This window comes from Paracoccus limosus, from assembly GCF_009711185.1.
Lineage (GTDB): Bacteria > Pseudomonadota > Alphaproteobacteria > Rhodobacterales > Rhodobacteraceae > Paracoccus > Paracoccus limosus.
This window is the reverse complement of the sequence record NZ_WMIF01000003.1, coordinates 164,623-189,431: the sequence shown is the minus strand read 5'-3', so window position 1 is coordinate 189,431 and position 24,809 is coordinate 164,623. Positions and strand designations below refer to the sequence as shown.

Here is a 24,809-nt window from a genome sequence, read left to right as displayed (position 1 = left end):
TTACCTCCAGGTCTTGGCATAGGCGCCGGTGGTGGCGGCCTGCCCCTCGGTCAGCTTGGCCAACAGACCGGCGGGCATCGGCTCGCCCCGGTCGGCGGCCTCGACGGCGGCGCGGAAACTGCGCACGACCTGCGCCACATAGGCGCGCGAGCGCTGGCGGCCCTCGATCTTGAGCGCGGTGACGCCGGCCTTGTGCAGCCGGGGGATCAGCTCGGTTGCATCCAGACTGACCGGATCCTCGAAAATATGCCCGGTCTGCGCGGGGGCGGTGTCGGTCGCGGGCGCGCTGAAGCAGCCCTTGCACAGTGTCGGATAGGGGGCGGGCCCGCCCTTGGGCGTGCGGTGGATCAGCCAGCCGCCCAGCCGCGCCTCGTTCGCGCCCTCGGTTTCGGCATAGGCGACGTGGCCGGCCGGAGAGCAGACGCCGTTCATGTTGGGCGACAGGCCCGTGGCCCATGAGGACAGCGAACAGCGCCCCTCGGCCATGACGCACAGCCCGCCAAAGACGAAAACCTCGGTCTCGATGTCGATCTCGCGGTTGATGGCGGTGATCTCCTCGACCGTCAGCACGCGTGGCAGCACGACGCGGCGGATGCCGAAACTGTCTGCGTAAAGGTTGATCGCATCGGGATTGGCCGCCGCCGCCTGCACCGACAGGTGCAACCGCAGGTCGGGGTGGGTTTCGGCGGCATGGGCAATCAGGCCGGGGTCGGCCAGAATCACCGCATGCGCCCCGGCGGCATGGGCATCGGCCACCGCGCGGTGCCAGACGACCTGTGCGCCTGCGCGCGGATAGGTGTTGATCGCGACCAGCACCCGCGCCCCGCGCGCGACGGCATAATCCACCCCCGCCGCCATTTCCTCGCGCGAAAAGTTCAGGCCGGGAAAATTGCGGGCATTGGTTTCATCGGCAAAGCCGCAATAGACGGTATGGGCGCCAGCATCGACAGCCGCGCGCAGGGCCGCCGGCGTGCCGGCCGGGCAAACGAGTTCCATCATGGCTGGGGCTCCTCTCGGGACAGGACAAAGCCGCTGCGCCGCGCCACCAGCGCCGAGGCATGGCGCAGCCAGCGGTCAAGGGGCGGGCGCGACAGCGCCGCCAGTTCCTCGGTCAGGTCAAGCTCGGCGTCATCCAGCGCATTGCGCAGCGCCAGCACGGCGCCGGTGTCGCCGGTGATCGCCAGCTCGCCCGAAAAGAACAGCGCATCGCCATCCTCGCGCCCGTGCAGCATGGCCAGAAAGGCCGCCATCCGGCCCCGGATCGCCGCGTCATGCACGGGCTCGGGCCGGTCGCGGCGGCTGGCGGTGATCCGGCGCGGCTCGGGTTCGATCAGCAGGATCACCGGCCCGTCGGTCACGTCGATCAGGAAACGGGCGCTGCGGGCATCGCCCAATCGGGCAAGGATCGCGGGCTTTTGCCGTGCGATCCGGCGCAACAGGCGCGTCAGGGCAAGGCCAAGCGCCGGCGTCGCCAAGGGCAACAGGGCCAGCGGACCAAGAAGGCGGGGCAGGGCAGGGGTCTGGGTCATGCCGCCTTCAGTGCCACGAAAAAACCGCGACACGCTTGATGATTGTCAAGGGAGGCGCGGTTTTTCCGGGGCAGGGTGCCGGACCATGAACCAGCACCACGATGCCCCGAGGCCCAAGATGCGCCGCCTGCCCGTATTTGCCGACCTGCGGGCCTTTCTTGCCCATCTGGGCGGGCAGGGTCAGCTGGCGCGGGTGACGGCGCCGGTCTCGCTGCGTCACGAGATGACGGCAGTGCAACTGGCGGCGCTGCGCCGGGGCGGGCCGGTGCTGCGCTTTGAGGCCCATGACGGGCCGGACATGCCGGTGATCGCCAATCTGTTCGGCACCAAGGCACGGGTCGCGGCCGGGCTTGGTCTGGAGCTGGACCAGATCCCGGCCTTTGGCGCCTTTCTGGCCAGCCTGCGCAGCCCCGAGCCACCCTCTGGCCTGCGCGATGCGCTGTCGCATTGGCCGGTGCTGCGCGCGGCGCTGCGGGCGCGGCCCCGGGTTCTGCATCATGCGCCGGTGCAGCGGCAGGGGCGGGCTGGGCTGGACGCGCTGCCGGTGCAGACGCCCTGGCCCGAGGATGGCGGCCCGCTGATCACCTGGCCGGTGGTGCTGACCCGCCCGCATGGCGGTGAGGCGGCGGATCTGTCGCGCTATAATCTGGGCGTCTATCGCGCGCAGGTGCTGGGGCCGGACCGGCTGATCCTGCGCTGGCTGGCGCATCGCGGCGGCGCGGCGCATCACCGCAGCTGGCAGCGGGCGCGTGAACCGATGCCGGTGGCGATCGCGCTGGGCGCCGATCCGGCGCTGTTGCTGGCCGCTGCCCTTCCGCTGCCGGAAACCGTCTCGGAGCTGGGCTTTTCCGGCGTCCTGCGCGGTGCAAGGACCGAGCTGGTCGCGGCGCGCACGGTGCCGCTGATGGTGCCCGCCCATGCCGAGGTGATCGTCGAAGGCTGGGTCCATCCCGGCGAAATCGCGCCCGAGGGGCCCTTTGGCGACCATACCGGCTATTACAACGCGGTCGAATCCTTCCCGGTGATGCGGATCAGCGCCATCACCTGCCGCGAGGATCCGCTGTATCTGACCACGGTGACCGGACGCCCGCCGGACGAGCCCTCGGTCATCGGCGAGGTCTTCAACGAGCTGGCCCTGCCGGTGGTCCGGGCGCAGATCCCCGAGGTCTTGGACCTGTGGCTGCCGGCTGCGGCCTGCTCCTATCGCATGGCGGTGGTGCGCATCGACAAGCGTTATCCGGGGCAGGCGCGGCGCGTGATGATGGCGCTGTGGGGGATGCTGCCGCAGTTTTCCTATACCAAGATGATCGTCGTGGTGGATGGCACGCTGGACGTCCGCAACTGGGATGACATCGCCTGGGCGATGGCGACGCGGATGGACCCGGCGCGCGACGTGATGCTGATCGACCGCACGCCGATGGATTATCTGGACTTCGCCTCGCCGCTGGAGGGGCTGGCGGGCAAGATCGGCATTGACGCCACCACCAAGATCGGCCCCGAGACCAGCCGCGATTGGGGCCGCGAGATGCAGCTGGACCCCGCGCATGAAGCCCGGGCCGAGGCGCTGCTGGCCGGGATCCTGCCATGAGGGTGGTGCTGGGCGTCTCGGGGGCTTCGGGGGCGATGCTGGCGCTGGATTGCGCGCGCGCGCTGAACCGGATCGGCGCCGGGGTCGAGCTGGTGTTGTCGGCCATGGCCGCGCGCACGCTGGCCGCCGAGGTCGGGCCGGGGGCCGAGGCCGCGCTGGCCGCGCTGGCCGCACGCCGCCATCCCTTGCATGACCTAGGTGCCGCGATCGCGTCGGGGTCCTGCCCGGTGGCGGGGATGATCGTCGCGCCCTGTTCGATGCGCAGTCTGGCCGCCATCGCCCATGGGCTGGATGACAACCTGCTGACCCGCGCCGCCGGGGTGCAGCTGAAGGAACGTCGGCCGCTGGTCCTGCTGGCGCGCGAGGCGCCGCTGACGCTGGCGCATCTGCGCAACATGCAGGCGGTGACCGAAATGGGCGCCATCGTGCTGCCGCCAGTGCCGGCCTTTTACCTGCATCACGCCACTCTGGCCGAGGCCAGCGCCCAGATCGCCGCCCGCGCCGTCGATCTTTTGCATCTGGCCCAGCCGCAGGCGCGGGCCTGGTCCGCCACGACCGAATCCCGTCCTTCCTGATGAAACCGGAGACCCCGATGACCGACAGCCTTCTTGCCCCCGAAACCACCGTGCGCGACATCGCCGCCCGGCTGCCCGGCGCGGCGCAGATCTTTCGCGATGCCGATATCAGCTTTTGCTGCGGTGGCGCGCTCAGCCTTGCCGATGCCGCCGACAAGGCCGGGCTGGACCTTGCCGCGCTGACCGCCCGGTTGCAGGCGCTGATCGACAGCGCCGGCCATGACGCGCCGCAAGAGACGCCGGTCCTGATCGCCCATATTCTGGAACGCTATCATGCCGCCCATCGCCATGAGCTGGATTTCCTTGTCCAGCTGGCCAACCGGGTTGAGTCGGTGCATGGCGACCATGACGAGGCGCCGCTGGGCCTGACCGAGGTGCTGCTGGCCTTGCGCGACGATCTGGACCAGCACATGACGAAAGAGGAAAGCGTGCTCTTTCCCGCCATGTTGCAGGGCGCGGGCGCGCTGCTGGCCCAGCCGGTCGATGTGATGACCCGCGAACATGCCGTGACCGCCGAACTGCTGCATCAGGTCGAGCATGTCACCCATGGGCTGGTCCTGCCCGAAGGCGCCTGCGGGTCGTGGACCGCGCTTTATACCGGGCTGCGCAAGCTTTGCGACGATGTGGTGGCGCATGTCCATCTTGAGGAAACGGTGCTGTTTCCCCGCGCGCTTGCGGCCTGAGGCATGATCGGGGGGCGGGCGGCCCTGCGCCGCCCGTGCCTAAAGGGCGCGGCCTAGGTGGCCCGAGCCATCGTCATGCGCCAGCCCGCGCAACTGGCTGACCGAGGCGATGACGGCATGGGTCTGGTTGATGCGCACCCCGCATTCGCGCAGCCGGACAAAGGCGCGGCTGAGGCTTTCGGGCTTCATGCCCAGCCGGCCGGCGATCAGCGCCTTGTCATAGGGCAGGACCACGGTGGCGCTTTCGGCCTCGGCCGGGCAGAGGTCCAGCAGGAATTCCGCCACGCGCTGCGCGCCCGAGCGCGCCTTGAGCTGCTCGATCTGCTCGACCAGCCCCTGCAGATGCAAAAAGGTCGCCGACAGGACCGAGATCGCCGCCTCGGGATGGGCCTGCAGCAGGTCAAGAAAGGCCTGCGCCGGCACGGCCACGATCTCGCAGGCGGTCGTCGCCTCGGCTGAAACCGGATAGGCGGCGCGGCGCAGCGCGATGGGTTCGCCAAAGCTTTGGCCGCGGGTCATCACGCCGACCACCGCCTCGGTCCCGTTGGGCGCGATGCGATACAGCTTGACCCAGCCTTCGGCCATGATGTGGATGGCGCGGGCGGCGTCACCCTGATGAAACAGCGCCTGTCCCCGGCGCAGGCGCTGCACCTGCGCGGCATCCAGCAGCCGGTCCGCCATTTCGGGCGGCAGGCCCGCGATCAGCCGCGACTGGCCGGCAATCCGGCGGTGCAGCGGGGTCAGGGACTGGCGCGTCATGATGGGGCTTTCGCGGGATGGGGGGCGGGGTGGGGCCGGAACGGCAGGTCGGGACCATTGGCCGCAGGCCGCCCGGTGTCAACAGGGCTTGGGGCCATGCCTTGGCCCGACCCCTGCCGCTGCCCCGGCTTACTGCAGCTTGCCGAGATCTGCGTCCATGCGCTCGCGCGCCTTTTTCGGCAGTTTCGCGGTCTTGGCGGTGTCCAGATTGGCCGGCTCGGCCCCGACCTGAATCAACGCGACCATGCCCATGGCGAAATGCGGCGTGCATTTCACACCGTAAAGCCCCGGCTCGGTGACGGTCAGGGTATATTCCTCGTTGATCGGGCTTTTGAAGGGCGCGACGCCGGCGGGCAGGATGTCCTTGATCCCTTCGACGTTATGGCCCTTGTCGGTGGGGATGAAGCGGATGGTGTCGCCGGGCTCGGCCTTGGTAAAGGCCGGTTCGAACACCATGGCCCCGGCTTCGCCCTTGTTGAGCATGTGGACCTCGTGCTCGGCGGCGAGGGCGGTTCCGGCAAGCGCCAGAACGAAGACAGGGGCGGCGATAAGGGTGGCGAGTTTCATGTCGGATCTCCGGTGACGGGAATAGGGTCATCCCTTGGCCAGAGATTTAGTCGGAATTCGCCGGCGTCACTTTGCGCAATCGCAAACAGATCGGCCAAAGCGTTGCTCAATCCTCGGGATCGGCGATCCGGGCCAGCCCCTCGGCATCGGTGACCATCAGCTTTTGCCGACCGCCCTCGACCAGCCCGCGCGCTTCCCATGCCGACAGCAGCCGCGAGACGGTGTGCAGCGTGGTGCCGGTCATCTCGGCGATATCCTGACGGGTGATGGGAAAGTCGATGCGCGTGCCGGCCGGCTCGATGCTGCCGGCCTTTTGCGTCAGACGCAGCACGGCATGGGCCACGCGGCGTTCGACCTCTTGGGTGGACATTTCGCGCAGCCGGGTATGGGCCTCGTCCAGACGCTGGCCGATGTTCTGCATGGCGTTCATGGCCAAACGAGGATTGCCTTCGACGACGGTGTCCCATTCCGCCATCGGCCACGAGATCACCAGCGAATCCACCGCCGCCTTGGCGGTGCCGGGATAGTCGGGCCGCGCCAGTGCGCGGGCAAAGCCGAACAGATCGCCCGGATGCACCACCCGCATCATGACCTGCTGGCCGTCCGCCGTGACCTGACTGACCTTCAGCCGCCCGTGCAGCAGAAAGAAAAAGGCGGCCGCATCGGCGCCCTGTTCAAAGACGGTCGCGCCCTTGGCGAACCGCTGCGGAGTCGCGCGCGTCATCATGCGCGCCAGAGCCGCAGGCTCCATCTGGCGAAACAGCGGAAGATTGCGGACCAGGGAGATGTCGATTGCCACGCGGCCAGCCTTTACCATGGGATGCCCTTTAACTGCCGCAAAAACGAGGGAAAGCAAAGCACCCCAGCCTGCGCGCTTTTGCCCATCCCGCTCAGCCCGTTTCGCGCACCAGGCGAAAGCCCAGATTGGCCGGTGGCAGGCCGACCGAGCAGCCCCCCGATTTCGGCTCGCGCACGAAATCGACGATGGCGGCGCGGTGCAGGCCCTCGGCGATATAGATGCCGCAGCTTTCGCTTTGGCGCAGGATGGCGCCGTGGTCGTCGATCTCGCCCTGACGCAGGCAGGTCGAAGTCCAGTCCCAGACCGCGCCGCCGATGTCATGCACGCCCAGCGAGTTGACGTTCAGCTGGCCGACCGGGCGGATCTCGCGGTCGAAGTCACGGCTGCGGGCCGATTGTGCGGCATATTCGGCCAGCCACAGCGCGGCGGGGTTTTCGGGATCGCTTTCGACCCCCAGCGCGTCGTCGCGAAACAGCTCGGCCGCCGCATGGGCCCATTCGACATCCGTGGGCAGCCGCCATGTCGCCCCGGTCTGGCGCGACAGCCAGACGGCATAGCTTTGGGCGTCATACCAGTTCACTCCGGTCACCGGCAGGTCGGGGCTATCGCCCGCCCGCGCCAGCGCGGGGCAGGCCCCGGCCGCGACGCAGGCGCCCCATTGCCGGTTGCTGACCTGCGTCGCCATGATCTCGACCGGCGCGGGCAGCGACACCTCGGCCATCGGCGCATCGGCGGGCAGGCCCCGGCGCTGCCAATCGCCATCCAGCCGGTGCCGGAAAGGCGCGGGCTCCAGCCGCACCAGCGTCGGCGTATCGACCGAGGCGCGCGGCCCGGATGCGGTCAGAAACAGGGCGCCGGCCAAGGCAAGGGCGGCGCTGGCGAAAAGCAGGCTGACGGGACGCATGCTGGTTTCCCCTTGTAAACGGACCCGCTGCGGCTGTTTCCGCGGCGGGCCGGATCGGGTTGTTCGGATCCGGCCCGGATCTGGCGCCGGACCCCGGTGGCTCGGATCGGGGGGCTCAGATCGGGCTGGGGGCCAGGACCTGGGTCATCAGGTCGTTGTTCCATTCCCCCTCGACGACGACATGCGCCGCCGCGCCCAGTTCAAAGGCCTCGATCAGGTTGTGGTTCACATAGGCGTAGATGCCGGGCTGTTCGAAGGTATAGACCATCATCCCTGCCGTGCCGCCCGGAATGAACCAGGTTTCCAGCCCGCGCTCGGGCGGGTTGCCGAACTTGCCCGTGGCCCAGACGTAATTGCCATGGCCGCCGATCAGGTGCGGGCGGGTGTCGCGGTTGGCCTGCGAATGGATAAAGGCCACGGTCTCGCCGACCTTCGCTTTCATCGCATTGTCGCCGGTCAGCGCGCCCACCGCGCCGTTGAAGACCACATGCGTGGGCGTCAGCGTCCGCATCACCTTGACGACATCCTCATAGCTTTCGCCGGCGCTGTCATAATTCTTCCAGTTGCCGTCGGCGTCGCGCGGCACGTAGAAATCCTGCTCGCCGATGTAGAACACCTTGTCATAGTGGACGGGTTCGCCTTCGCGGCCCTTCAGCCCCTCGCGCGGCAGCACCATGACGGCGCCGTTCATCCCCGAGACGACGTGGAAGGCCACCATGCCCGGAGGGGCGCAGTGATAGACGAAGACGCCCGGCTTGGTCGCCTTCCAGCGCAGCACGCATTTCTCGCCGGGGTTGATCTGGGTCAGCCCGCCGCCGCCAAGCGCCCCGGTCGAGGCGTGGAAGTCGATGTTGTGCATCAGCTCGTTCGTGTCGGGGTTGATCAGCGTCAGTTCAAGGTAATCGCCTTCGTGCACCACCATCAGCGGGCCCGGCACGGTGCCGTTGAAGGTCGAGGCCCAATAGGTCGCGCCGCTGTTGTCGAGCGTGATCTTTTTCTCCTGGATGGTCATTTCGAATTCGACCACCTTGGGGCCGCCGGTCGCCACCTGCTCATGTTCGTGCACGAAGGGCGGATCGACCAGTTTGACCTTCTGGCGGGGCAGCTGGGCGATGTCGGTGGCGGATGCCGGGGTCAGCACCGCTTTGGTTTCGGCGGCGGCTTGACGGACCTGCGTCATGGCTCCGGCGATGGCGGCGCCGGCCAGAACGGTGCGGCGGCTGAAGGACAGGGAGGTCATGACGGGTTCCTTTCACTCATGGCTTTGTATTCGGTGCGGTTCTTGATCCGCTGTCCCAATGATGCCGCGCCGCGCACGGGCCGTCGTTGAGCCGGATCAAGGAGGGTCGGGCAAATGGGCGCTTTACTTGTGGCAGCACAAAGAGCAGAGAGATTTCCGCCCCATCGCCGCGCCGGCGCCTCGATCCGCCGCCACCCGCCGCAGCCTTGGCCGAATCAAGGCCACCCCTGCGGTCGGGTGCCTTGGGGGCTCCGCTTGCGGTTTCCGGGCGATGTGCTGCGGGTGGTTCTGGCCACGCGCGGCGGTTCGCGGCGCGGGCATGAGCCGGTCTTGGGGGCCGGTCGCGGGGGCCGGCGGGGACGGCCGGGCTAGAAGGCCAGCGGCTCGATCCGGTCGGGGGTCCAGGGCGGATCCCATATCAGCGTGACCTCGGCGCTGGTCACGCCGGGGACGGCCAGCAGCGCCGCCTGCACGCCCAGCCGCAGCACCTCGGTCAGCGGGCAGCCGCGCGTGGTGGTGGTCATGGTGACCTCGGCGTGGCCCGCCTGTCGGCGGATGTCATAGATCATGCCCATGGCGATCAGGTCGCGCCCGGTTTCGGGGTCGAAGACGGCGCGCAGCGCCTGACGGATCTGGTCAGTCATCGCGCGCGCCTGCCCGCACCAGCAGCCGGTAGGCCTGACCCGAGCGGGCGAAATTCCCCGCCCATTCATGGCCGCGCTGCGCCAGTTCGGGAAACAGGAACATCGGCTCGCGGTCCAGCAGCGCAAACAGCACCTCGCCCGGCGCCAGCCCGGTGACGGCTTCAAGGATGCGCACCATGGGTTCGGGCGGCGTCAGGCCGGTCAGGTCCAGCTCATGCACCGCATCCGGCCACAGGCCCGCGTCATCGGCCGATCCGGGCGTCATCTCGGCATCCGGGCCGGGGGCCGGGGCCGGGGTGAACAGCACCTCCCATGTGCCGTCATCGCGCTGGCGGTCCTGACTGCCAAAGCCGCGGCTGGCCATGACGGTGAACAGCGGCGCCGGCCGGAACGGCGCCAGCAGATGCAGCGCCTGACCGGGGCTCAGCACATCGACGGCGGCCATGATGGCGCCAAAGGGATCCTCGCCGTCCCGGATGATCGGGCGGACGTCAAGCTCTAGCGGGGCGGGCTGGGTCACGATCTGGTCTCCGCACGGGGTCTGGGGTGAAGCAGGGGAAGCATGAGATGCGGCAACTGGCCGGGGCGCTCGGCAGGGGGCAGATGCGCCAGCTGCCTGACCGCGATCAACTCGCGACCGACCCCCAGCGCGCCAAGGCTCAGCAGCGCCATCGCCAGCCGGTAGCCGGCGGGGCTGGCGCCCAGCAGCGACAGGGCGCCAGCCAGCGTGCCCGCACACCACAGCGCAAGGCAGGCGCTGGCGGCGCGTGTGCTGCCCAGCTTTTGCACCATCGGCACCGGCTGATGGCCGATGCGCGGGGCAAAGACCTGAATCCATGTCAGAAAGCCCACGATCTTGAGCAATTGCGCCAGGGTCAGCGTCGACAGCCAGCCGACCAGCGCGACAAAGACCGCCGTTTCCGCCCAGGTGCCACCCCACAGCCAGCCGGGGATCGCCAGGGCCGCCGCCAGTGCCAGAAAGGCAAGGGCGGCGCGGCTCCACAGCATGTTGGGCTCCAGCGCGGGGCGGCGGCGGGCTTTCCACAGCTGCGCGATCTCGGTCAGATACAGCAGCGCCAGCAGCGCCAGCAGCGGCAGCAGCGCCAGCGCAAGGGCGGTGGCCCGCCCGGCAGAGCCGCCCGCCAGCAGCCACAACAGCGCGGCCAGCAGCAGGGCGACCAGCCCGGCGGCGGTCCAGAAGATGGCGCCGCGCAGCCGCCCGCCCTGTTCGGGGGCCAGCAGGAACATCGCAAACAGCTTGTAGGTGACGCCGCAGGCCGCAAGGCCAAGCCAGCCGGCGATGCCCAGAAGCAGATGCAGCGGCAGCATCGCGGACAGGTCCGGCGCCGGGCCAAGGCCCGCCAGCGCCAGCACCATCCGCCCGCCGCTAAGCCACAGCCCGACCAGCGCCGCCAGCGCCAGCAGGACCATCCTGACCTCGGCCAGATGCAGGCTGTCGCGGTGCCACAGCGTCGCCGTGACCATCACCGCCACCAAGGCAAAGCCCAGTCCGATCAGCACCGGCGCCAGCAGGAACAGCGGTTGCAGCGCCTGATGCCCGTCCAGCGCCAGAAACCCCAGCGCCAGCGCCAGTGTCCCGGTCGAGGTCGCGACCAGCGCCGGCAGCGCCAGCCCGGGAAAGGCCAGCGGGCGCGCGGCCAGCACCGGCACGAACTGGATCAGCGCCCCCAGCATGACCTGACAAAGCCAGCCCAGCACGAACAGATGCACCACCGCCAGATTGCTGCCCTGCGACCAGCCCTGCGGGTCCGCTGCGCCCAGAAGGCCCAGCGCGCAGCCGGCCAGCAGCATCGCCATGGCCGAGCCGAACCATACCAATGTCCAGCGCGAGAGATGCTTTCCCGCCATTGCCGCCCCTCCCGAAGTCATACAGGCAGGATACGCGCGCCGGGGGGGGCTTCGTTGTTCTTGGTCAAACAGGCGGATTTCTTTGCGTGTGGCGTGTCGCACCGTCCCCCGGATCAGCGCAAAAGACGCAGGCTGCCGCAGATGCGGTCCACCGCCTTGCGCGGCCCGCCCAGCAGGATCGCCTGCGGTGCGTGACCTGCCAGCGGTGCGGCGGCGATGCGGGCGGTGTAATCGGCGTAATCGCGCGCCTCGAAGGCGGCGCGCATATAGGCCAGCCGCAGCGGCAGGCCGGCTGCGGCGGCAAACAGCGCCGGCAGATCGGCGCCCGGGGCACCCAGAATCGGTAGCGCCACCGTGGTGATCCCGGCCAGCGCCACGCCGTCCTGCGCAGGCGTCGCGGCGCCGACCAGATCGGGGCGCAGCTGCCCAAGGCTCATGCCCAGCACGGCGGCGAAATTGGCCTTGAGGCCGGTGGGCAGGGTTTCGTCAAGGATGATGACGGGTTTCAGATGCATGGCAGATGTCCTTTCGCGCCCCCGCCATGCCATGCGGCGGCGGGCGGGGATTGGACGAAATTGACCTTCAGTGCCGGATCAGCGCGCCGGGCGTCACCCCGTAATGGCGGCGGAACTGCCGGATCAGATGCGCCTGATCGCAAAAGCCTGCGGCAATGGCGGCCTCGGCGGCGGGGGTGCCCGCCAGCAGCAGGCGGCGGGCGTGATCCACGCGGGCGCGCAGCACATGGCCATGCGGGGTCAGGCCGGTGGCGCGGCGGGTGCTGCGGATCAGATAAGAGGGGGTCAGCCCGACCCCGGCGGCCAGATCGGACAGGCCAAGATCGCAGCCCGCCGCGACCCCGACCGCGATCCGCTCCAGCAGGGCGCGGATGGCGGCGGGTTCGCGCCCCGGCACCCGCAGCCCGGCGCCGCCATAATGCGCAAAGGCCTGCGCCAGCACGTCATGCACCGCCTCTTCGATGGCCAGACGCGAGGGCGCGGCGGCGTTCAGGCAGGCCGCAAGCCCGGCCAGCGCCCGCGTCAGCTGCCGCCCGCGATCCTGCGGCGCGATCTCGGCAAAGCCGCGCAGCTTGCGCAGATCCAGCATCGCGCGCACCGCCTCTTCCGAGGCGTAAAGCATGTCGTAGCGCACCCGCCCCGCCGCCGCATGGCCGGTATGGGCCTCTTCGGGGTTCATCAGCGACAGCGAGCCGGCGGGCAGCACCATGCTTTCGCCCCGGCACAGATAGCCGCCGGCGCCCTCGGTAATCGCGCCGATGGCAAAGCCCGCATGCGCGTGGCGGGCAAAGGTCTGGGTGCTGAAGGCGGCCTCGAAAAGCTCGATGCCGTGAAGCCAGCCCAGATGGTGATAGCGGTTGCGCGGCATGGGGTGGGGATAACATGCGCCCGGCCCGGCCCGAAAGCCCGCGCGGGGTGTCAGATGTCGTCCCCGACCTCGTCGATCAGCGGGTCATAGCCTGCGACCGCCGCCAGCCGCTCGCGGTCGGTGATGATGACACGCGCGCCGTCCAGTGCGATGCCCTGCGTCTTCAGCCCCGACAGGGCGCGCGACAGGCTTTCCGGCGTCATGCCCAGATATGAGGCCAGATCGCGCTTTTCGACCGGCAGGGTAAAGCCGTTCACGCCGCCCTGCCGGTGGGCATGGCCCAGCAGCCATGCCGCCACCCGCTCGCGCGCGGTGCGCAGCTTGAGGTTCTTGGCCTGCCGCACCATGCCGCGATAGCCGCTGGCCAGTTCCGACATCACCGCCGCCGCCAGCTCGGGCTCGCGCCGGATGGCGGCGCGCAGGTCCACCGCGGGCAGCATCAGGATGCGCGACCGCTCCAGCGTGCGCGCCGACATCAGGTAACGCACATCGCGGATGCAGGCCGCCAGAATGAAGCTGGAGACCGGGCGCACCATGGCCATCACCGCCTCGCGCCCGTTCCAGTCGGCATGCAGCGCCACGCTGCCCTCGACGAGGATATGCAGGAAATCGGCGCGCTCGCCCTGGGTGAACAGGTCCAGCTGCGGCGGGAAGGCTTGCGAATAGCTGACCGCCATCAGCCCCTCGAAGGTCTGGGTCGAGACCTCGCGGAACAGCGGCAGGCTGCGGATGGCGGGCTTTTCCTCGTCCCTCAAGAATCGATCCTTGTCACTTGGTTGATTGATATTTGGTAAGTGAACGATCAACTACAAGCAAGTGGAATCCGGGATTCCCGCAGGCTTGAGCGCGACATGGTCCCATTTCCTTATGAACAAGTCGCAATTCAAGCGCGATTTTCGGCCGGACCGGTCCATAATTGATCCATGTCAAAGTTGCGCCCCTCCGGCCATGATGGGCCACCTGCAACCCTTTGCCTCAGCGGCGAAGCGGATGACAGGAGCAAGTCATGCCGGAACACCATCCCCCGTCCCGCCAGGACCAGCAGCGGGCGCTATGGCTAAGCACATTGGCCTTTACCCTGTGCTTTGCCGTCTGGACCATTTTCTCGATCATCGGCATCACCATCAAGGCCCAGCTGGGCCTGTCGGAATTCCAATACGGGCTTTTGATCGCGACGCCGGTGCTGACCGGCTCGCTGACGCGGCTGGTGCTGGGCGTCTGGACCGAGCGGTTCGGCGGCCGCATCGTCTTTGCCGCGCAGATGATCCTGGCCGGGATGGCCACATTCGCGCTGACATGGGCTGACAGCTATCCGACCTTTCTGCTGGCGGCGCTTGGCGTCGGGCTGGCGGGCGGATCCTTCATCATCGGTGTCGCCTACGTCTCGAAATGGTTCCCGGCCGAACGGCAGGGGCTGGCGCTTGGCACCTTTGGCATGGGCAATGTCGGCGCGGCGGTGACCAAGTTTCTGGCGCCCTTCGTGCTGGTCGCCATGGGCTGGCAGGGCGTGGCCGAGATCTGGGCCGGGGCCATCGCATTGATGGGTGTGGCCTTTTACCTGCTGGCCAAGGACGACCCGGATTTCGCCGCCCGCCGCGCGCGGGGCGTGCAGGCTCCGACGCTGGCGCAGCAATTCGCGCCGCTGAAGAACCTGCAGGTCTGGCGGTTCGCGCTGTATTATTTCTTCGTCTTCGGCGGCTTCGTCGCGCTGGCGCTGTGGCTGCCGCACTATCTGGTCGCGGTTTACGGCATCGACCTGCGCACGGCGGGCATGGCGGCGGCGGCCTTCAGCCTGTCGGCCAGCCTGTTCCGGGCCTATGGCGGCGCGCTGTCGGACCGCTTTGGCGCCCGGACGGTGATGTATTGGACCTTCGGCTTTTCGGTGCTGTTGCTGATCATGCTGTCCTATCCGCCGGCGGATTACGTCATCCACGGCAAGGACGGCGACATCGCCTTTTCGACCCGGATGGATCTGTGGCCCTTTGTCGCGACGATCTTTGCGCTGGGGTTCTTCATGAGCCTGGGCAAGGCAGCGGTCTTCAAACATATTCCGGTCTATTATCCCGGCCATGTCGGCGCGGTCGGCGGTCTGGTCGGGATGATCGGGGGCTTAGGCGGTTTTGTCCTGCCCATCGCCTTTGGCGCGCTGCTGGACCTGACCGGGGTCTACACCTCGTGTTTCGCGCTGCTTTTGGGGGTGGTGCTGGTCTCGCTGGGCTGGATGCACATGACGATCCGCGCGATGGAGCGGCAGGCGCAGGGGAAGGTGCTGGACCAGTTGCCCGCCTTTGCAGAGCTGGCTGAAATCCACGTGCCGGGCCAGACCGAGATGCCCCGCGTGATCGAGGACTGGCGCCCCGAGGACGCCAGCTTCTGGGCCGACAAGGGCCGACGCATTGCGCGGCGCAACCTGTGGTTGTCGATCCCGGCGTTGGTTCTGGCCTTTGCGGTCTGGATGGTATGGTCGGTGGTCATCGCGCGCCTGCCCGCCATCGGCTTTACCTTCTCGCAGGATCAGCTGTTCTGGCTGGCGGCGCTGCCGGCGCTGTCGGGGGCGACGCTGCGCATCTTTTACAGCTTCATGGTGCCAATCTTTGGTGGCCGGCTGTGGACGACGCTGTCCACCGCCTCGCTGCTGATCCCGGCCATGGGCATCGGCTACGCAGTGCAGAACCCCGAAACGCCCTATCTGATCTTTGTCGTGCTGGCGCTGCTGTGCGGGCTGGGCGGCGGCAACTTCTCGTCCTCGATGGCCAATATCGGCTTCTTCTTTCCGCGTGCCGAAAAGGGCAATGCGATGGCGCTGAATGCAGGTCTGGGCAATCTGGGCGTGTCGATCATGCAGTTTCTGGTGCCGGTCGTCATCACCATGGGCGTCTTTGGCGCCTTGGGCGGGACGCCGCAGCAGCTCAGCACTGGCGGTCAGGTCTGGATGCAGAACGCAGGCTTTGTCTGGGTGCCCTTCATCATCGCGGCAACCGTCGCGGCATGGCTCGGCATGAATGACATCGCCGATGCCAAATCCAGTTTCCGCGAACAGGCGGTGATCTTTTCGCGCCGGCACAACTGGATCATGTGCCTGCTTTATGTCGGCACCTTCGGCAGCTTCATCGGCTATTCCGCCGCCTTCCCGATGCTGACGAAACTGGCCTTTCCGCAGGTCAATGCGCTGCAATACGCCTTTCTGGGCCCGCTGATCGGCGCGCTCAGCCGGGCGGGCAGCGGCTGGCTGGCCGACCGGGTCGGCGGCGCGCGCGTCACCTTCTGGGTGTTCACGGGCATGATCGCATCGGTTCTGGTCATCATCCAGGGGCTGAACGGCGGCAGTTTCGCGCTGTTCTTTGCGGGCTTCATGGCGCTGTTCTTCTTCTCGGGCGTGGGCAACTCGTCAACCTTCCAGATGATCCCGGTGATCATGCGCAAGGAAATCGCGCGGCTTTACCCCGATGCCACCCCCGAGGAACGCCGCCGTCAGGCCGAACGTGAATCGGCGGCCATCGTGGCCTTTACCGCCGCGATCGGGGGCTATGGCGGGTTCTTCATCCCCAAGGCCTTTGGCAGCGCCATCCACCTGACCGGCGGTGCCGGGGCCGCGCTTTGGGGCTTTCTGGCCTTTTACCTCATCTGCATCGCGGTGACCTGGGGCGTCTACGCGCGCCGGGGCGGGATGCTGCACGACATCGAACACGGGCGCGCGGTCTCGGCCGCCCCCGCCGCGTAACCCAGAACACAAGAAAGACAGCGAAATGAGCCATCTACTGGATCGCCTGAATTTCCTGACCAGCCTGCGCAACGACACATTCGCGGATGGACACGGCCAGACCACCGTCGAAAGCCGCGACTGGGAGGACACCTATCGCGCCCGCTGGCGCCACGACAAGATCGTGCGCTCGACCCATGGCGTGAACTGCACCGGGTCGTGCTCGTGGAAGATCTACGTCAAGTCGGGCATCGTGACCTGGGAAACCCAGCAGACCGATTACCCGAGGACGCGGCCCGACCTGCCCAACCACGAACCGCGCGGCTGCGCCCGGGGCGCAAGCTACAGCTGGTATCTGTATTCCGCGAACCGGGTGAAGACGCCGCTGATCCGGGGCCGGCTGATGCGGCTGTGGCGCGAGCGGCGCAAGACCATGGCGCCTCTGGAGGCATGGGCCTCGATCCAGAGCGACGCGGCTGCGCGCGACAGCTATACCCGCATCCGCGGCAAGGGCGGTTTCGTGCGCGCCACATGGGACGAGGCGCTGGAGATCACCGCCGCCGCGAACCTTTACACCGCCAAGACCTATGGCCCCGACCGCGTCTTCGGCTTTTCGCCGATCCCGGCCATGTCGATGATCTCTTATGCCGCAGGCACGCGGTATCTGTCGCTTCTGGGCGGCACCTGCATGTCGTTTTACGACTGGTATTGCGACCTGCCGCCGGCCAGCCCGCAGACCTGGGGCGAACAGACCGATGTGCCGGAATCGGCCGACTGGTATAATGCCGGTTATCTGATCCTCTGGGGCTCGAACGTGCCGCAGACCCGCACGCCGGACGCGCATTTCTATACCGAGGCGCGCTATCGCGGCACCAAATCAGCCGTCATCTGCCCCGATTACTCCGAGGCCGCCAAGTTCGGCGACATCTGGCTGAACGCCAAGCAGGGCACGGATGCCGCTATCGGCATGGCGTTCGGCCATGTCATTCTGCGCGAATTCCATCTGGACCGGCAGGCCCCCTATTTCGAGGACTACTGTCGCCGCTATTCCGACATGCCGATGCTGGTGCGGCTGGACGAACAGGACGGGCGCTTGGTACCGGGCCGGCAGCTGCGCGCCTCGGATCTGGATGGCGGGCTGGGCCAGAGCAACAACCCCGAATGGAAAACCGTCGCGCTGGACGAGGTCAGCGGCAATCTGGTCGTCCCGAACGGCTCGATCGGCTTTCGCTGGGGCGAAGAGGGGCGCTGGAACCTGCAGCAGCAAGCGGGCAGCGATGAGGTGCGCCTGAAGCTGAGCCTAATTCTGGAAGAGGACCGCGACGATGTGGTGGGCGTCGATTTCCCGTGGTTCGGCGGCATGGCCAGCAATGGCTTTGCCATGGACGACCGCGCCGAGGTGCTGACCCGCAACGTGCCGGTCAAACGCCTGAAGCTCGCCGATGGCAGCGAGGCACTGGTCGCTACCGTGTTCGATCTTTTCTGCGCCAACTACAGCCTTGACCGGGGTCTGGGTGGCGAACACACCGCCACCAGCTATGACGCCGACGTGCCCTTTACCCCCGCCTGGGCCGAGCGCATCACCGGCGTGCGTCGTGACAAGATCATCCAGGTGGCGCGCGAATTCGCCACCAACGCCGAAAAGACCAATGGCCGCTCCATGGTCATCATCGGCGCGGCGATGAACCATTGGTTCCACATGGACATGAATTATCGCGCCGTCATCAACATGCTGGTGATGTGTGGCTGCGTCGGCCAGTCGGGCGGCGGCTGGGCGCATTACGTCGGGCAGGAAAAGCTGCGCCCGCAGACCGGCTGGACGGCGCTGGCCTTTGCGCTGGACTGGTCGCGCCCGCCGCGCCACATGAACGCGACCAGCGCCTTTTATGCCCATACCGACCAGTGGCGCTATGAGACGGTGACGGCGCGCGAGCTGTTGTCGCCCACCGCACCCAAGGGTGATTGGGACCGGCTGAGCCTGATCGACTATAACATCCGCGCCGAACGCATGGGCTGGCTGCCCTCGGCGCCGCAACTGCGCCAGAACCCGCTGGAGGTGGGCCGCGCCGCCCGCGCCGAGGGCCTGCCGGTCAAGGATTACGTCACACGCGGGCTGAAGGACGGCTCGCTGGAGATGTCCTGTCAGGACCCGGACGCCCCGGAAAACTGGCCGCGCAACCTGTTCGTCTGGCGCTCGAACCTGCTGGGCTCGTCGGGCAAGGGGCATGAATATTTCCTGCGCCACCTTCTGGGCACCGACCATGGCGTACAGGGCAAGGATCTGGGCGAGGAAGGCGGCGTGAAACCCGTCGAGGCCGTCTGGCATGACCGCGCCCCCGAGGGGAAACTGGACCTGCTGGTCACCATCGACTTTCGCATGTCGACCACCGCCGTCTATGCCGACATCGTCCTGCCGACCGCCAGCTGGTATGAAAAGGACGACATGAACACCTCGGACATGCATCCGTTCATCCACCCGCTGCAGGCGGCCGTGGACCCGGCCTATGAGTCCAGGACCGACTGGGAGATCTTCAAAGCAGTCGCGAAAAAGGTGTCGGAGCTGGCGCCGGGCGTGCTGGGCGTGGAAACCGACGTGGTGCAGCTGCCCTTGCAGCATGACAGCACCGGCGAGATCGCCCAGCCCTTCGTCGCCGACTGGAAACAGGGGCAATGCGATCTGATCCCGGGCGTCACCGCGCCCTCTTATATCGAGATCGAGCGCGATTACCCGAACATCTACAAGCGGTTCACCGCGCTAGGCCCCTTGATGGAAAAGGTCGGCAATGGCGGCAAGGGGATTTCGTGGGACACCAAAACCGAGGTGCATCACCTGCAGGCCCTGAACGGCACCGTCACCGATGAGGGCGTGACCAAGGGCATGGCCCGCATCGACACCGCCATCGACGCGGCCGAGGTGGTTCTGATGCTGGCGCCCGAAACCAATGGCGAGGTCGCGGTCAAGGCGTGGGACGCGCTGTCCAAGGCAACGGGCATCCGCCACCGCCATCTGGCCGAGGTCAAGGAGGACGAAAAGATCCGCTTCCGCGACATTGCCGCCCAGCCGCGCAAGATCATCTCGTCGCCCACATGGTCGGGGATCGAAAGCGAAGAGGTCTGCTACAACGCCGGCTGGACCAATGTGCATGAGCTGATCCCGTGGCGCACCGTCACCGGCCGCCAGCAGCTGTATCAGGATCACGAATGGATGCGCGCCTTTGGCGAAGCCTTCGTGACATGGCGCCCGCCGGTGGACCTGAAGACCGTGGGCCATGCAGCGACGAAATCGCTGGGCTCGGCGGAAAAGCATGTCGTGCTGAACTTCCTGACGCCGCACCAGAAATGGGGCATCCATTCGACCTATACCGACAACCTGTTGATGCTGACGCTGAACCGGGGCGGACCGGTGGTCTGGATTTCGGAAACCGACGCCCGCACCGCAGGCATCGTCGACAATGACTGGGTCGAGGTCTTCAACGCCAATGGCGCCATCGCCGCCCGCGCCGTAGTCAGCCAGCGGATCAAGGACGGCAGCATGTTCATGTATCACGCGCAGGAAAAGATCGTGAATACGCCCGGCAGCAAGGTCACCGGCAAGCGCGGCGGCATCCACAACTCGGTCACGCGCATCGTGCCCAAGCCCACCCATATGATCGGCGGCTATGCCCAGCTGGCCTACGGCTTCAACTATTACGGCACCGTTGGCGCCAATCGGGACGAATTCGTCATCGTCCGCAAACTGGATCAGGTCGACTGGCTTGATCAACCCGCAACCCAAACTCCGGAGGCCGCGGAATGAAAGTTCGTGCGCAAATCGGCATGGTGCTGAACCTGGACAAGTGCATCGGCTGTCACACCTGTTCGGTCACCTGCAAGAACGTCTGGACCTCGCGCGAGGGCGTCGAATACGCGTGGTTCAACAATGTCGAAACCAAGCCCGGCATCGGCTATCCCAAGGATTGGGAAAACCAGAAACGCTGGAACGGCGGCTGGACGCGGACGCGGTCGGGCAAGCTGCAACCCAAGCAGGGCGGCAAATGGCGCATTCTGGCCAATATCTTTGCCAACCCCGACCTGCCGCAGATCGACGATTTCTATGAGCCGTTCGATTTCGACTACGACCACCTGAAATCCGCCCCGGAAATGCAGGCATTCCCGACCGCGCGCCCGCGTTCCAAGCTGACCGGCGAGCGGATGGAGAAAATCGAATGGGGCCCGAACTGGGAGGAAATCCTGGGCGGTGAATTCGCCAAGCGCAGTCAGGATTACAATTTTGACGGCGTGCAGAAGGACATCTATGGCGAGTATGAAAATACCTTCATGATGTATCTGCCGCGGCTTTGCGAACACTGCCTGAACCCGGCCTGTGTCGCATCCTGTCCCTCGGGCGCGATCTACAAGCGCGAGGATGACGGTGTCGTCCTGATCGATCAGGAAAAATGCCGGGGCTGGCGCATGTGCGTCTCGGGCTGCCCCTATAAAAAGATCTATTACAATTGGTCCTCGGGCAAATCTGAAAAGTGCATCCTGTGCTATCCGCGTCTGGAAAGCGGCCAGCCCACGGTCTGTTCGGAAACCTGCGTCGGGCGCATCCGCTATCTGGGGGTGATGCTCTATGACGCCGACAAGATCGCCGAGGCCGCCGCGACGGAATCGGAAATGGATCTTTACGACGCGCAGCTGGGCGTCTTCCTTGACCCGAATGACCCGGCGGTGATCGCCGCCGCCCGTGCCGAGGGCATCCCCGAGGATTGGATCAAGGGCGCGCAGAACTCGCCCATCTGGAAGATGGCGATGGAATGGAAGATCGCCTTCCCGCTGCATCCCGAATACCGCACCCTGCCCATGGTCTGGTATGTGCCGCCGCTGTCGCCGATCCAGAACGCCGCCGAGGCGGGCAAGATCGCGGCGCAGGACGACATGCCCGATGTGCGCAGCCTGCGCATCCCGCTGCGCTATCTGGCGAATATGCTGACGGCGGGCGACGAGGCCCCGGTCGCGGCGGCGCTGGAGCGGATGCTGGCCATGCGCAGCTACATGCGGTCAAAGAATGTCGATGGCGTGGTCAATCTGGGTGTGGCGCAGCGCGTCGGCCTGACGCCCCTGCAGATCGACGAGATGTATCAGCTGCTGGCCATCGCCAATTACGAGGATCGTTTCGTCATCCCGACCACGCATCGCGAACTGGTCGAGGATGCCTATGACCTGAAGGGCGGGTGCAGCTTTACCGACGGCAACGGCTGCTCGTCGGGCCATAGCGCGCAAAAACTGTTCTCGGGCAAGAAATTCCGCAGCCCGCAGGAGTTCATCGCATGAAAACCTTCAAAGCCTTGTCATTGCTGCTGACCTATCCGACGCCCGATCTGCAACAGGCGGTGCCCGCCATCGCCGGGCTCTTGCTCAGCGAGCGGGTGCTTGACCCCGCGCGCGTCGAGGCGCTGGCGCCCCTGCTGGACCGGCTGGCGGCGCTGGATATCTATGATCTGCAAGAGGAATACGTGCTGCTCTTCGACCGCTCGCGCACGTTGTCGCTGAACCTGTTCGAACATATCCACGGCGAAAGCCGTGACCGGGGCGGCGCCATGGTCGACCTGCTGGAGATGTATCGCGCCGGCGGTTTCGATCTGGCCGGCAGCGAGCTGCCCGACCACCTGCCGGTCCTGCTGGAATATCTCTCGACCCGCCCCTTGGCCGAGGCGCGAGAGGTGCTGCAGGGCGCCGGCCATATTCTGGTGGCGCTGAGCGAACGGCTGTCGCGGCGCGACACGGCCTATGCGGCCGTGTTCCATGCGCTGGTCGCCATCGCCGAGGCCGATCCCGCCACGCAAGAGGCCGAGACCCTGCTGGGCGTCAGAGACGACGATCCGCAGGATCTGGCCGCGCTGGATGCCGTCTGGGCCGAGGCTCAGGTGATGTTCGGCCCCGATCCCAATGCCGGCTGCCCGGTCAGCCGCGATCTTCTGGCCCGCATGGACGCCGCGCCCACCCCGCGCGTCGCCAGCTGAGGAGGAACAGATGAACCACTTCCTGTTCGGGGTTTACCCCTATATCGCCATTACCGTGATGATCCTTGGCTCGGTCGTGCGCTATGAAACCGAGCCCTTCACCTGGAAATCCTCGTCCAGCCAGCTGTTGCGGCGCAAGCAGTTCGTCATCGGCTCGGTGCTGTTCCATCTGGGCGTGCTGATGATCCTTGGCGGCCATTTCGTCGGGTTGCTGACGCCGATCGCGGTCTGGGACGCGCTGGGGGTCAGCCATGGCGCCAAGCAGGTCTTTGCCATGCTGATGGGCGGTTTCGCCGGCATCCTCGCCATGGTCGGCGGGCTGATCCTGCTGCACCGCCGCCTGACCGATCCGCGCATCCGCGCCAACTCGACGCTGGCCGATACCGGCATCCTGATCCTGCTGATGGCGCAGCTGACGCTGGGCCTGTGCACGATCCTCGTCTCGGCCCAACATCTGGACGGGCATGAGATGGTCAAGCTGATGCAATGGGCGCAGGGCGTCGTCTATTTCGGCGCCGATCCGGCGGCGCATCTGGTGGATGTGGCGTTGATCTTCAAGCTGCATATCCTGCTGGGGCTGACGATCTTTGTGCTGTTCCCGTTCACCCGTCTGGTCCACATGCTGTCGGCGCCGGTGCGCTACCTGTGGCGTCCGGGCTATCAGATCGTGCGCTCGAAACGCGGTGCCAAGCCGGGCGCCGGGCTGGCGCTGATCGGCCGTGACCGTGCCGCCCGCGATGCCCGCGCCGCCGAGGTCTGGCAGCGCGACCAGCAGACCCAGCACCCGGCGGAGTAAGCATCATGGAGATCAAACCCCTGCTGCCGCCGGTCACCGTCAACGGCGTGACCATCCCCCCCGAGCGCATCGCCGCCGAGGCGCAGAACCATCCCGCGCCCAAGGGCAAGCCGGGCCTTGCGTGGAAAGCTGCTGCCCGCGCGCTGGCCCTGCGCGAGATCCTGCTGCAAGAGGCGCGGGCCCGTGGCCTTAGCCCCGATCCGGCCGAACTGTCGCCCGGCCGCTGGGAGACCGAGGAAGAGGCGCTGATCCGGCAATTGCTGGATCAGGCCATCGCCCCGGTCCTGCCCGACGAGGCCGAGCTGCGCGCGCTTTACGACGCTGCCCCCGACCGTTTCCGGGCGCCGTCGCTCTATGAGGCAGCGCATATCCTGCTGGCCGCGCCAGAGACCGACGCCGATGCACAGGCGCTGGCGCGGCAGACGGCGCAGGCGCTGCTGGCCGAACTGCGCCAATCGCCGCGCCGCTTTGCCGAGCTGGCCGCGCGCCACAGCGCCTGTGCCTCGCGCGATCAGGGCGGGTTGCTGGGGCAGCTCGCCTCGGGCGATACCGTGCCGGAATTCGAGGCCGCGCTGGCCGGGATGGATGAGGGCGCGATCAGCGAGCCGGTGGAAACCCGCTATGGCATCCATCTGATCCGGCTGGACGCGCGGGCGCGGGGCGAGGTGCTGCCCTTTGACGCCGTGCTGCCGCATCTGCGCGAAGCGCAGGAAAAGGCCGCATGGATCCGCGCCAGCCGCGCCCTGACCGCAGAGCTGGTCGCCGAGGCGCAGGTGACCGGCATCGCCATGAGCGAGGTCGCGGCATGAAGCTGGGCTATGTCACCTTGTCGGGGCGCGGCGCCATCGACGCGCTGCTGGCGCAGGTGGTCGCGCAGCTGGAGGCCGGGGGCCTGCGCCTTGCCGGCACGGTCCAGACCAATATCGAGCGCACCGACCGGCGCTGCGACATGGACCTGCGGCTGCTGCCCGACGGGCCGACCGTGCGCATCAGCGTCGATCGCGGCGCCGAGGCGCGCGGCTGCCGGCTGGATGCCGGGGCGCTGGAGCAATCCGTGCTGTGGACCGCCGGCGCGCTGGAGGGCGCCGAAATGCTGGTGGTGAACAAGTTCGGCAAGCAAGAGGCCGAGGGCAGGGGGCTTGCCCCCATCATCGCCGAGGCGCTGTCGCGCGGCCTGCCGGTGCTGGTCGGCGTCAACGGGCTGAACCTGCCGCCGTTTCTGGAATTTGCAGGTGGTCTGGCCCATGCCCTGCCGCCCCGGCCCGAGGCGATCCTTGACTGGTGCCGCAGCGCCTGCGCCGCGCCGACCGCCGCCTAATCGGGGCGGACCGGGTGCAGCAGCGGCAGGAAATCACCCTGCCGCGCCAGCACATCGGCCAGCGTATGGCGGTCCAGCACCGCAAGGAAGCCGGCCAGCGCCTCGTTCAGCACCGAGGTCAGGCCGCAGGCCGGGGCGATGATGCAGCTGCCGCAGCCGACCAGATCGAAATCGTCCTCGGTGTGGCGGATCAGCGCACCCACGTTGATCTGCTCGGCCGGACGCGCCAGCCGCACACCGCCGCCGCGCCCGCGCACGCTGGCCAGATAGCCCGCATTCACCAGATCGTTGATCACCTTCATCAGGTGGTTTTGCGAGATGCCATAAGCCCTTGCGATCTCGGCGATCGAACACAGCCGGTCCGGTTGCCGCCCCAGATACAGCAGCACCCGCATCGCGTAATCGGTGTATCGCGTCAGCCGCATCGCCGGTCTCCAAAAGATGCAAATCATT

24 protein-coding genes are annotated in these 24,809 nt (G+C 67.2%); 10 read left to right on the top strand and 14 right to left on the bottom strand.

Annotated features, from left to right (window positions below; genetic code table 11):
* Both ubiU and ubiT read right to left on the bottom strand, forming a co-directional pair.
* Positions 1 to 996: a ubiquinone anaerobic biosynthesis protein UbiU gene (ubiU, locus tag GL279_RS03840; RefSeq protein ID WP_170293917.1), complete on the bottom strand. Its 996-nt coding sequence runs from the start codon at positions 994 to 996 to the stop codon at positions 1 to 3.
* Positions 996 to 1,529 (bottom strand): ubiquinone anaerobic biosynthesis accessory factor UbiT, encoded by a 534-nt coding sequence (gene ubiT, locus GL279_RS03835; protein WP_155063281.1) that lies wholly within the window; start codon positions 1,527 to 1,529, stop codon positions 996 to 998. The genes ubiU and ubiT overlap by 1 nt, the downstream gene beginning before the upstream one ends.
* A 118-nt stretch (positions 1,530 to 1,647) precedes the next feature.
* Here ubiT and GL279_RS03830 point away from each other — a divergent pair, with 118 nt between their 5' ends.
* From GL279_RS03830 to ric, 3 genes are read left to right on the top strand one after another with little or no spacing between them, the layout of a single operon-like run.
* Positions 1,648 to 3,117, top strand: coding sequence for a UbiD family decarboxylase (locus GL279_RS03830; protein ID WP_155063315.1), 1,470 nt, complete (start codon positions 1,648 to 1,650; stop codon positions 3,115 to 3,117).
* Entirely contained in the window at positions 3,114 to 3,692 is a 579-nt protein-coding gene (locus GL279_RS03825) for a UbiX family flavin prenyltransferase (protein ID WP_155063280.1), read from the top strand. The genes GL279_RS03830 and GL279_RS03825 overlap by 4 nt, the downstream gene beginning before the upstream one ends.
* A 17-nt stretch (positions 3,693 to 3,709) precedes the next feature.
* Positions 3,710 to 4,375, top strand: coding sequence for an iron-sulfur cluster repair di-iron protein (gene ric / locus GL279_RS03820; protein WP_155063279.1), 666 nt, complete (start codon positions 3,710 to 3,712; stop codon positions 4,373 to 4,375).
* A gap of 39 nt (positions 4,376 to 4,414) precedes the next feature.
* Here ric and GL279_RS03815 read toward each other — a convergent pair whose 3' ends face one another.
* The 11 genes from GL279_RS03815 to GL279_RS03765 form a co-directional block, all read right to left on the bottom strand.
* Positions 4,415 to 5,134, bottom strand: a complete 720-nt coding sequence (locus GL279_RS03815; protein WP_155063278.1) for a Crp/Fnr family transcriptional regulator — start codon at positions 5,132 to 5,134, stop codon at positions 4,415 to 4,417.
* Between the two features lie 129 nt (positions 5,135 to 5,263).
* The gene (locus GL279_RS03810) at positions 5,264 to 5,701 is read right to left on the bottom strand and encodes a pseudoazurin (RefSeq protein WP_155063277.1); all 438 of its coding nucleotides are present in this window, start codon (positions 5,699 to 5,701) and stop codon (positions 5,264 to 5,266) included.
* 106 nt (positions 5,702 to 5,807) lie between these two features.
* A complete protein-coding gene (locus GL279_RS03805) occupies positions 5,808 to 6,500 on the bottom strand; it encodes a Crp/Fnr family transcriptional regulator (RefSeq protein ID WP_343039699.1) in 693 nt (230 codons plus the stop codon).
* Positions 6,501 to 6,591: 91 nt separating this feature from the next.
* Entirely contained in the window at positions 6,592 to 7,404 is an 813-nt protein-coding gene (locus GL279_RS03800; RefSeq protein ID WP_155063275.1) for an SUMF1/EgtB/PvdO family nonheme iron enzyme, read from the bottom strand.
* A gap of 115 nt (positions 7,405 to 7,519) precedes the next feature.
* The gene (nirK, locus tag GL279_RS03795; protein WP_155063274.1) at positions 7,520 to 8,644 is read right to left on the bottom strand and encodes a copper-containing nitrite reductase; all 1,125 of its coding nucleotides are present in this window, start codon (positions 8,642 to 8,644) and stop codon (positions 7,520 to 7,522) included.
* Positions 8,645 to 9,012: 368 nt separating this feature from the next.
* On the bottom strand, positions 9,013 to 9,288 hold the full coding sequence (locus tag GL279_RS03790; protein ID WP_155063273.1) for a metal-sulfur cluster assembly factor: 276 nt from the start codon (positions 9,286 to 9,288) through the stop codon (positions 9,013 to 9,015).
* Positions 9,281 to 9,808, bottom strand: a complete 528-nt coding sequence (locus GL279_RS19660; RefSeq protein WP_343039698.1) for a DUF2249 domain-containing protein — start codon at positions 9,806 to 9,808, stop codon at positions 9,281 to 9,283. The genes GL279_RS03790 and GL279_RS19660 overlap by 8 nt, the downstream gene beginning before the upstream one ends.
* Positions 9,805 to 11,157, bottom strand: coding sequence for a hypothetical protein (locus tag GL279_RS03780; RefSeq protein WP_155063272.1), 1,353 nt, complete (start codon positions 11,155 to 11,157; stop codon positions 9,805 to 9,807). The genes GL279_RS19660 and GL279_RS03780 overlap by 4 nt, the downstream gene beginning before the upstream one ends.
* 113 nt (positions 11,158 to 11,270) lie before the next feature.
* Entirely contained in the window at positions 11,271 to 11,672 is a 402-nt protein-coding gene (locus GL279_RS03775) for a DUF2000 domain-containing protein (protein WP_155063271.1), read from the bottom strand.
* A 67-nt stretch (positions 11,673 to 11,739) separates the two neighbouring features.
* Positions 11,740 to 12,540 (bottom strand): AraC family transcriptional regulator, encoded by an 801-nt coding sequence (locus tag GL279_RS03770; protein ID WP_155063270.1) that lies wholly within the window; start codon positions 12,538 to 12,540, stop codon positions 11,740 to 11,742.
* A gap of 50 nt (positions 12,541 to 12,590) precedes the next feature.
* Positions 12,591 to 13,295, bottom strand: a complete 705-nt coding sequence (locus tag GL279_RS03765) for a helix-turn-helix domain-containing protein (RefSeq protein ID WP_155063269.1) — start codon at positions 13,293 to 13,295, stop codon at positions 12,591 to 12,593.
* A gap of 251 nt (positions 13,296 to 13,546) precedes the next feature.
* Between GL279_RS03765 and GL279_RS03760 the strand changes: the two genes are divergently transcribed.
* Genes GL279_RS03760 through GL279_RS03730 form a run of 7 tightly spaced genes read left to right on the top strand, consistent with a single transcriptional unit; the run spans position 13,547 to position 24,356 of the window.
* Entirely contained in the window at positions 13,547 to 16,261 is a 2,715-nt protein-coding gene (locus GL279_RS03760; protein WP_155063268.1) for a nitrate/nitrite transporter, read from the top strand.
* A gap of 25 nt (positions 16,262 to 16,286) precedes the next feature.
* Positions 16,287 to 20,036 carry a nitrate reductase subunit alpha gene (locus GL279_RS03755; RefSeq protein WP_155063267.1) on the top strand — a complete coding sequence of 1,250 codons (3,750 nt, stop codon included), beginning with the start codon at positions 16,287 to 16,289 and terminating at the stop codon, positions 20,034 to 20,036.
* On the top strand, positions 20,033 to 21,553 hold the full coding sequence (gene narH, locus GL279_RS03750) for a nitrate reductase subunit beta (protein ID WP_155063266.1): 1,521 nt from the start codon (positions 20,033 to 20,035) through the stop codon (positions 21,551 to 21,553). The genes GL279_RS03755 and narH overlap by 4 nt, the downstream gene beginning before the upstream one ends.
* Entirely contained in the window at positions 21,550 to 22,242 is a 693-nt protein-coding gene (narJ, locus tag GL279_RS03745) for a nitrate reductase molybdenum cofactor assembly chaperone (RefSeq protein ID WP_155063265.1), read from the top strand. Before narH ends, narJ begins: the two co-directional genes overlap by 4 nt.
* Positions 22,243 to 22,252: 10 nt before the next feature.
* Positions 22,253 to 23,038 carry a respiratory nitrate reductase subunit gamma gene (narI, locus tag GL279_RS03740; RefSeq protein ID WP_155063264.1) on the top strand — a complete coding sequence of 262 codons (786 nt, stop codon included), beginning with the start codon at positions 22,253 to 22,255 and terminating at the stop codon, positions 23,036 to 23,038.
* Between the two features lie 5 nt (positions 23,039 to 23,043).
* The gene (locus GL279_RS03735) at positions 23,044 to 23,847 is read left to right on the top strand and encodes a peptidylprolyl isomerase (RefSeq protein ID WP_155063263.1); all 804 of its coding nucleotides are present in this window, start codon (positions 23,044 to 23,046) and stop codon (positions 23,845 to 23,847) included.
* On the top strand, positions 23,844 to 24,356 hold the full coding sequence (locus GL279_RS03730) for a DUF2478 domain-containing protein (RefSeq protein WP_155063262.1): 513 nt from the start codon (positions 23,844 to 23,846) through the stop codon (positions 24,354 to 24,356). The genes GL279_RS03735 and GL279_RS03730 overlap by 4 nt, the downstream gene beginning before the upstream one ends.
* Here the strand turns inward: GL279_RS03730 and GL279_RS03725 are convergent.
* Entirely contained in the window at positions 24,353 to 24,781 is a 429-nt protein-coding gene (locus tag GL279_RS03725) for an RrF2 family transcriptional regulator (RefSeq protein WP_155063261.1), read from the bottom strand. The two genes, GL279_RS03730 and GL279_RS03725, sit on opposite strands and share 4 nt — an antisense overlap.
* Positions 24,782 to 24,809 lie beyond the last annotated feature (28 nt).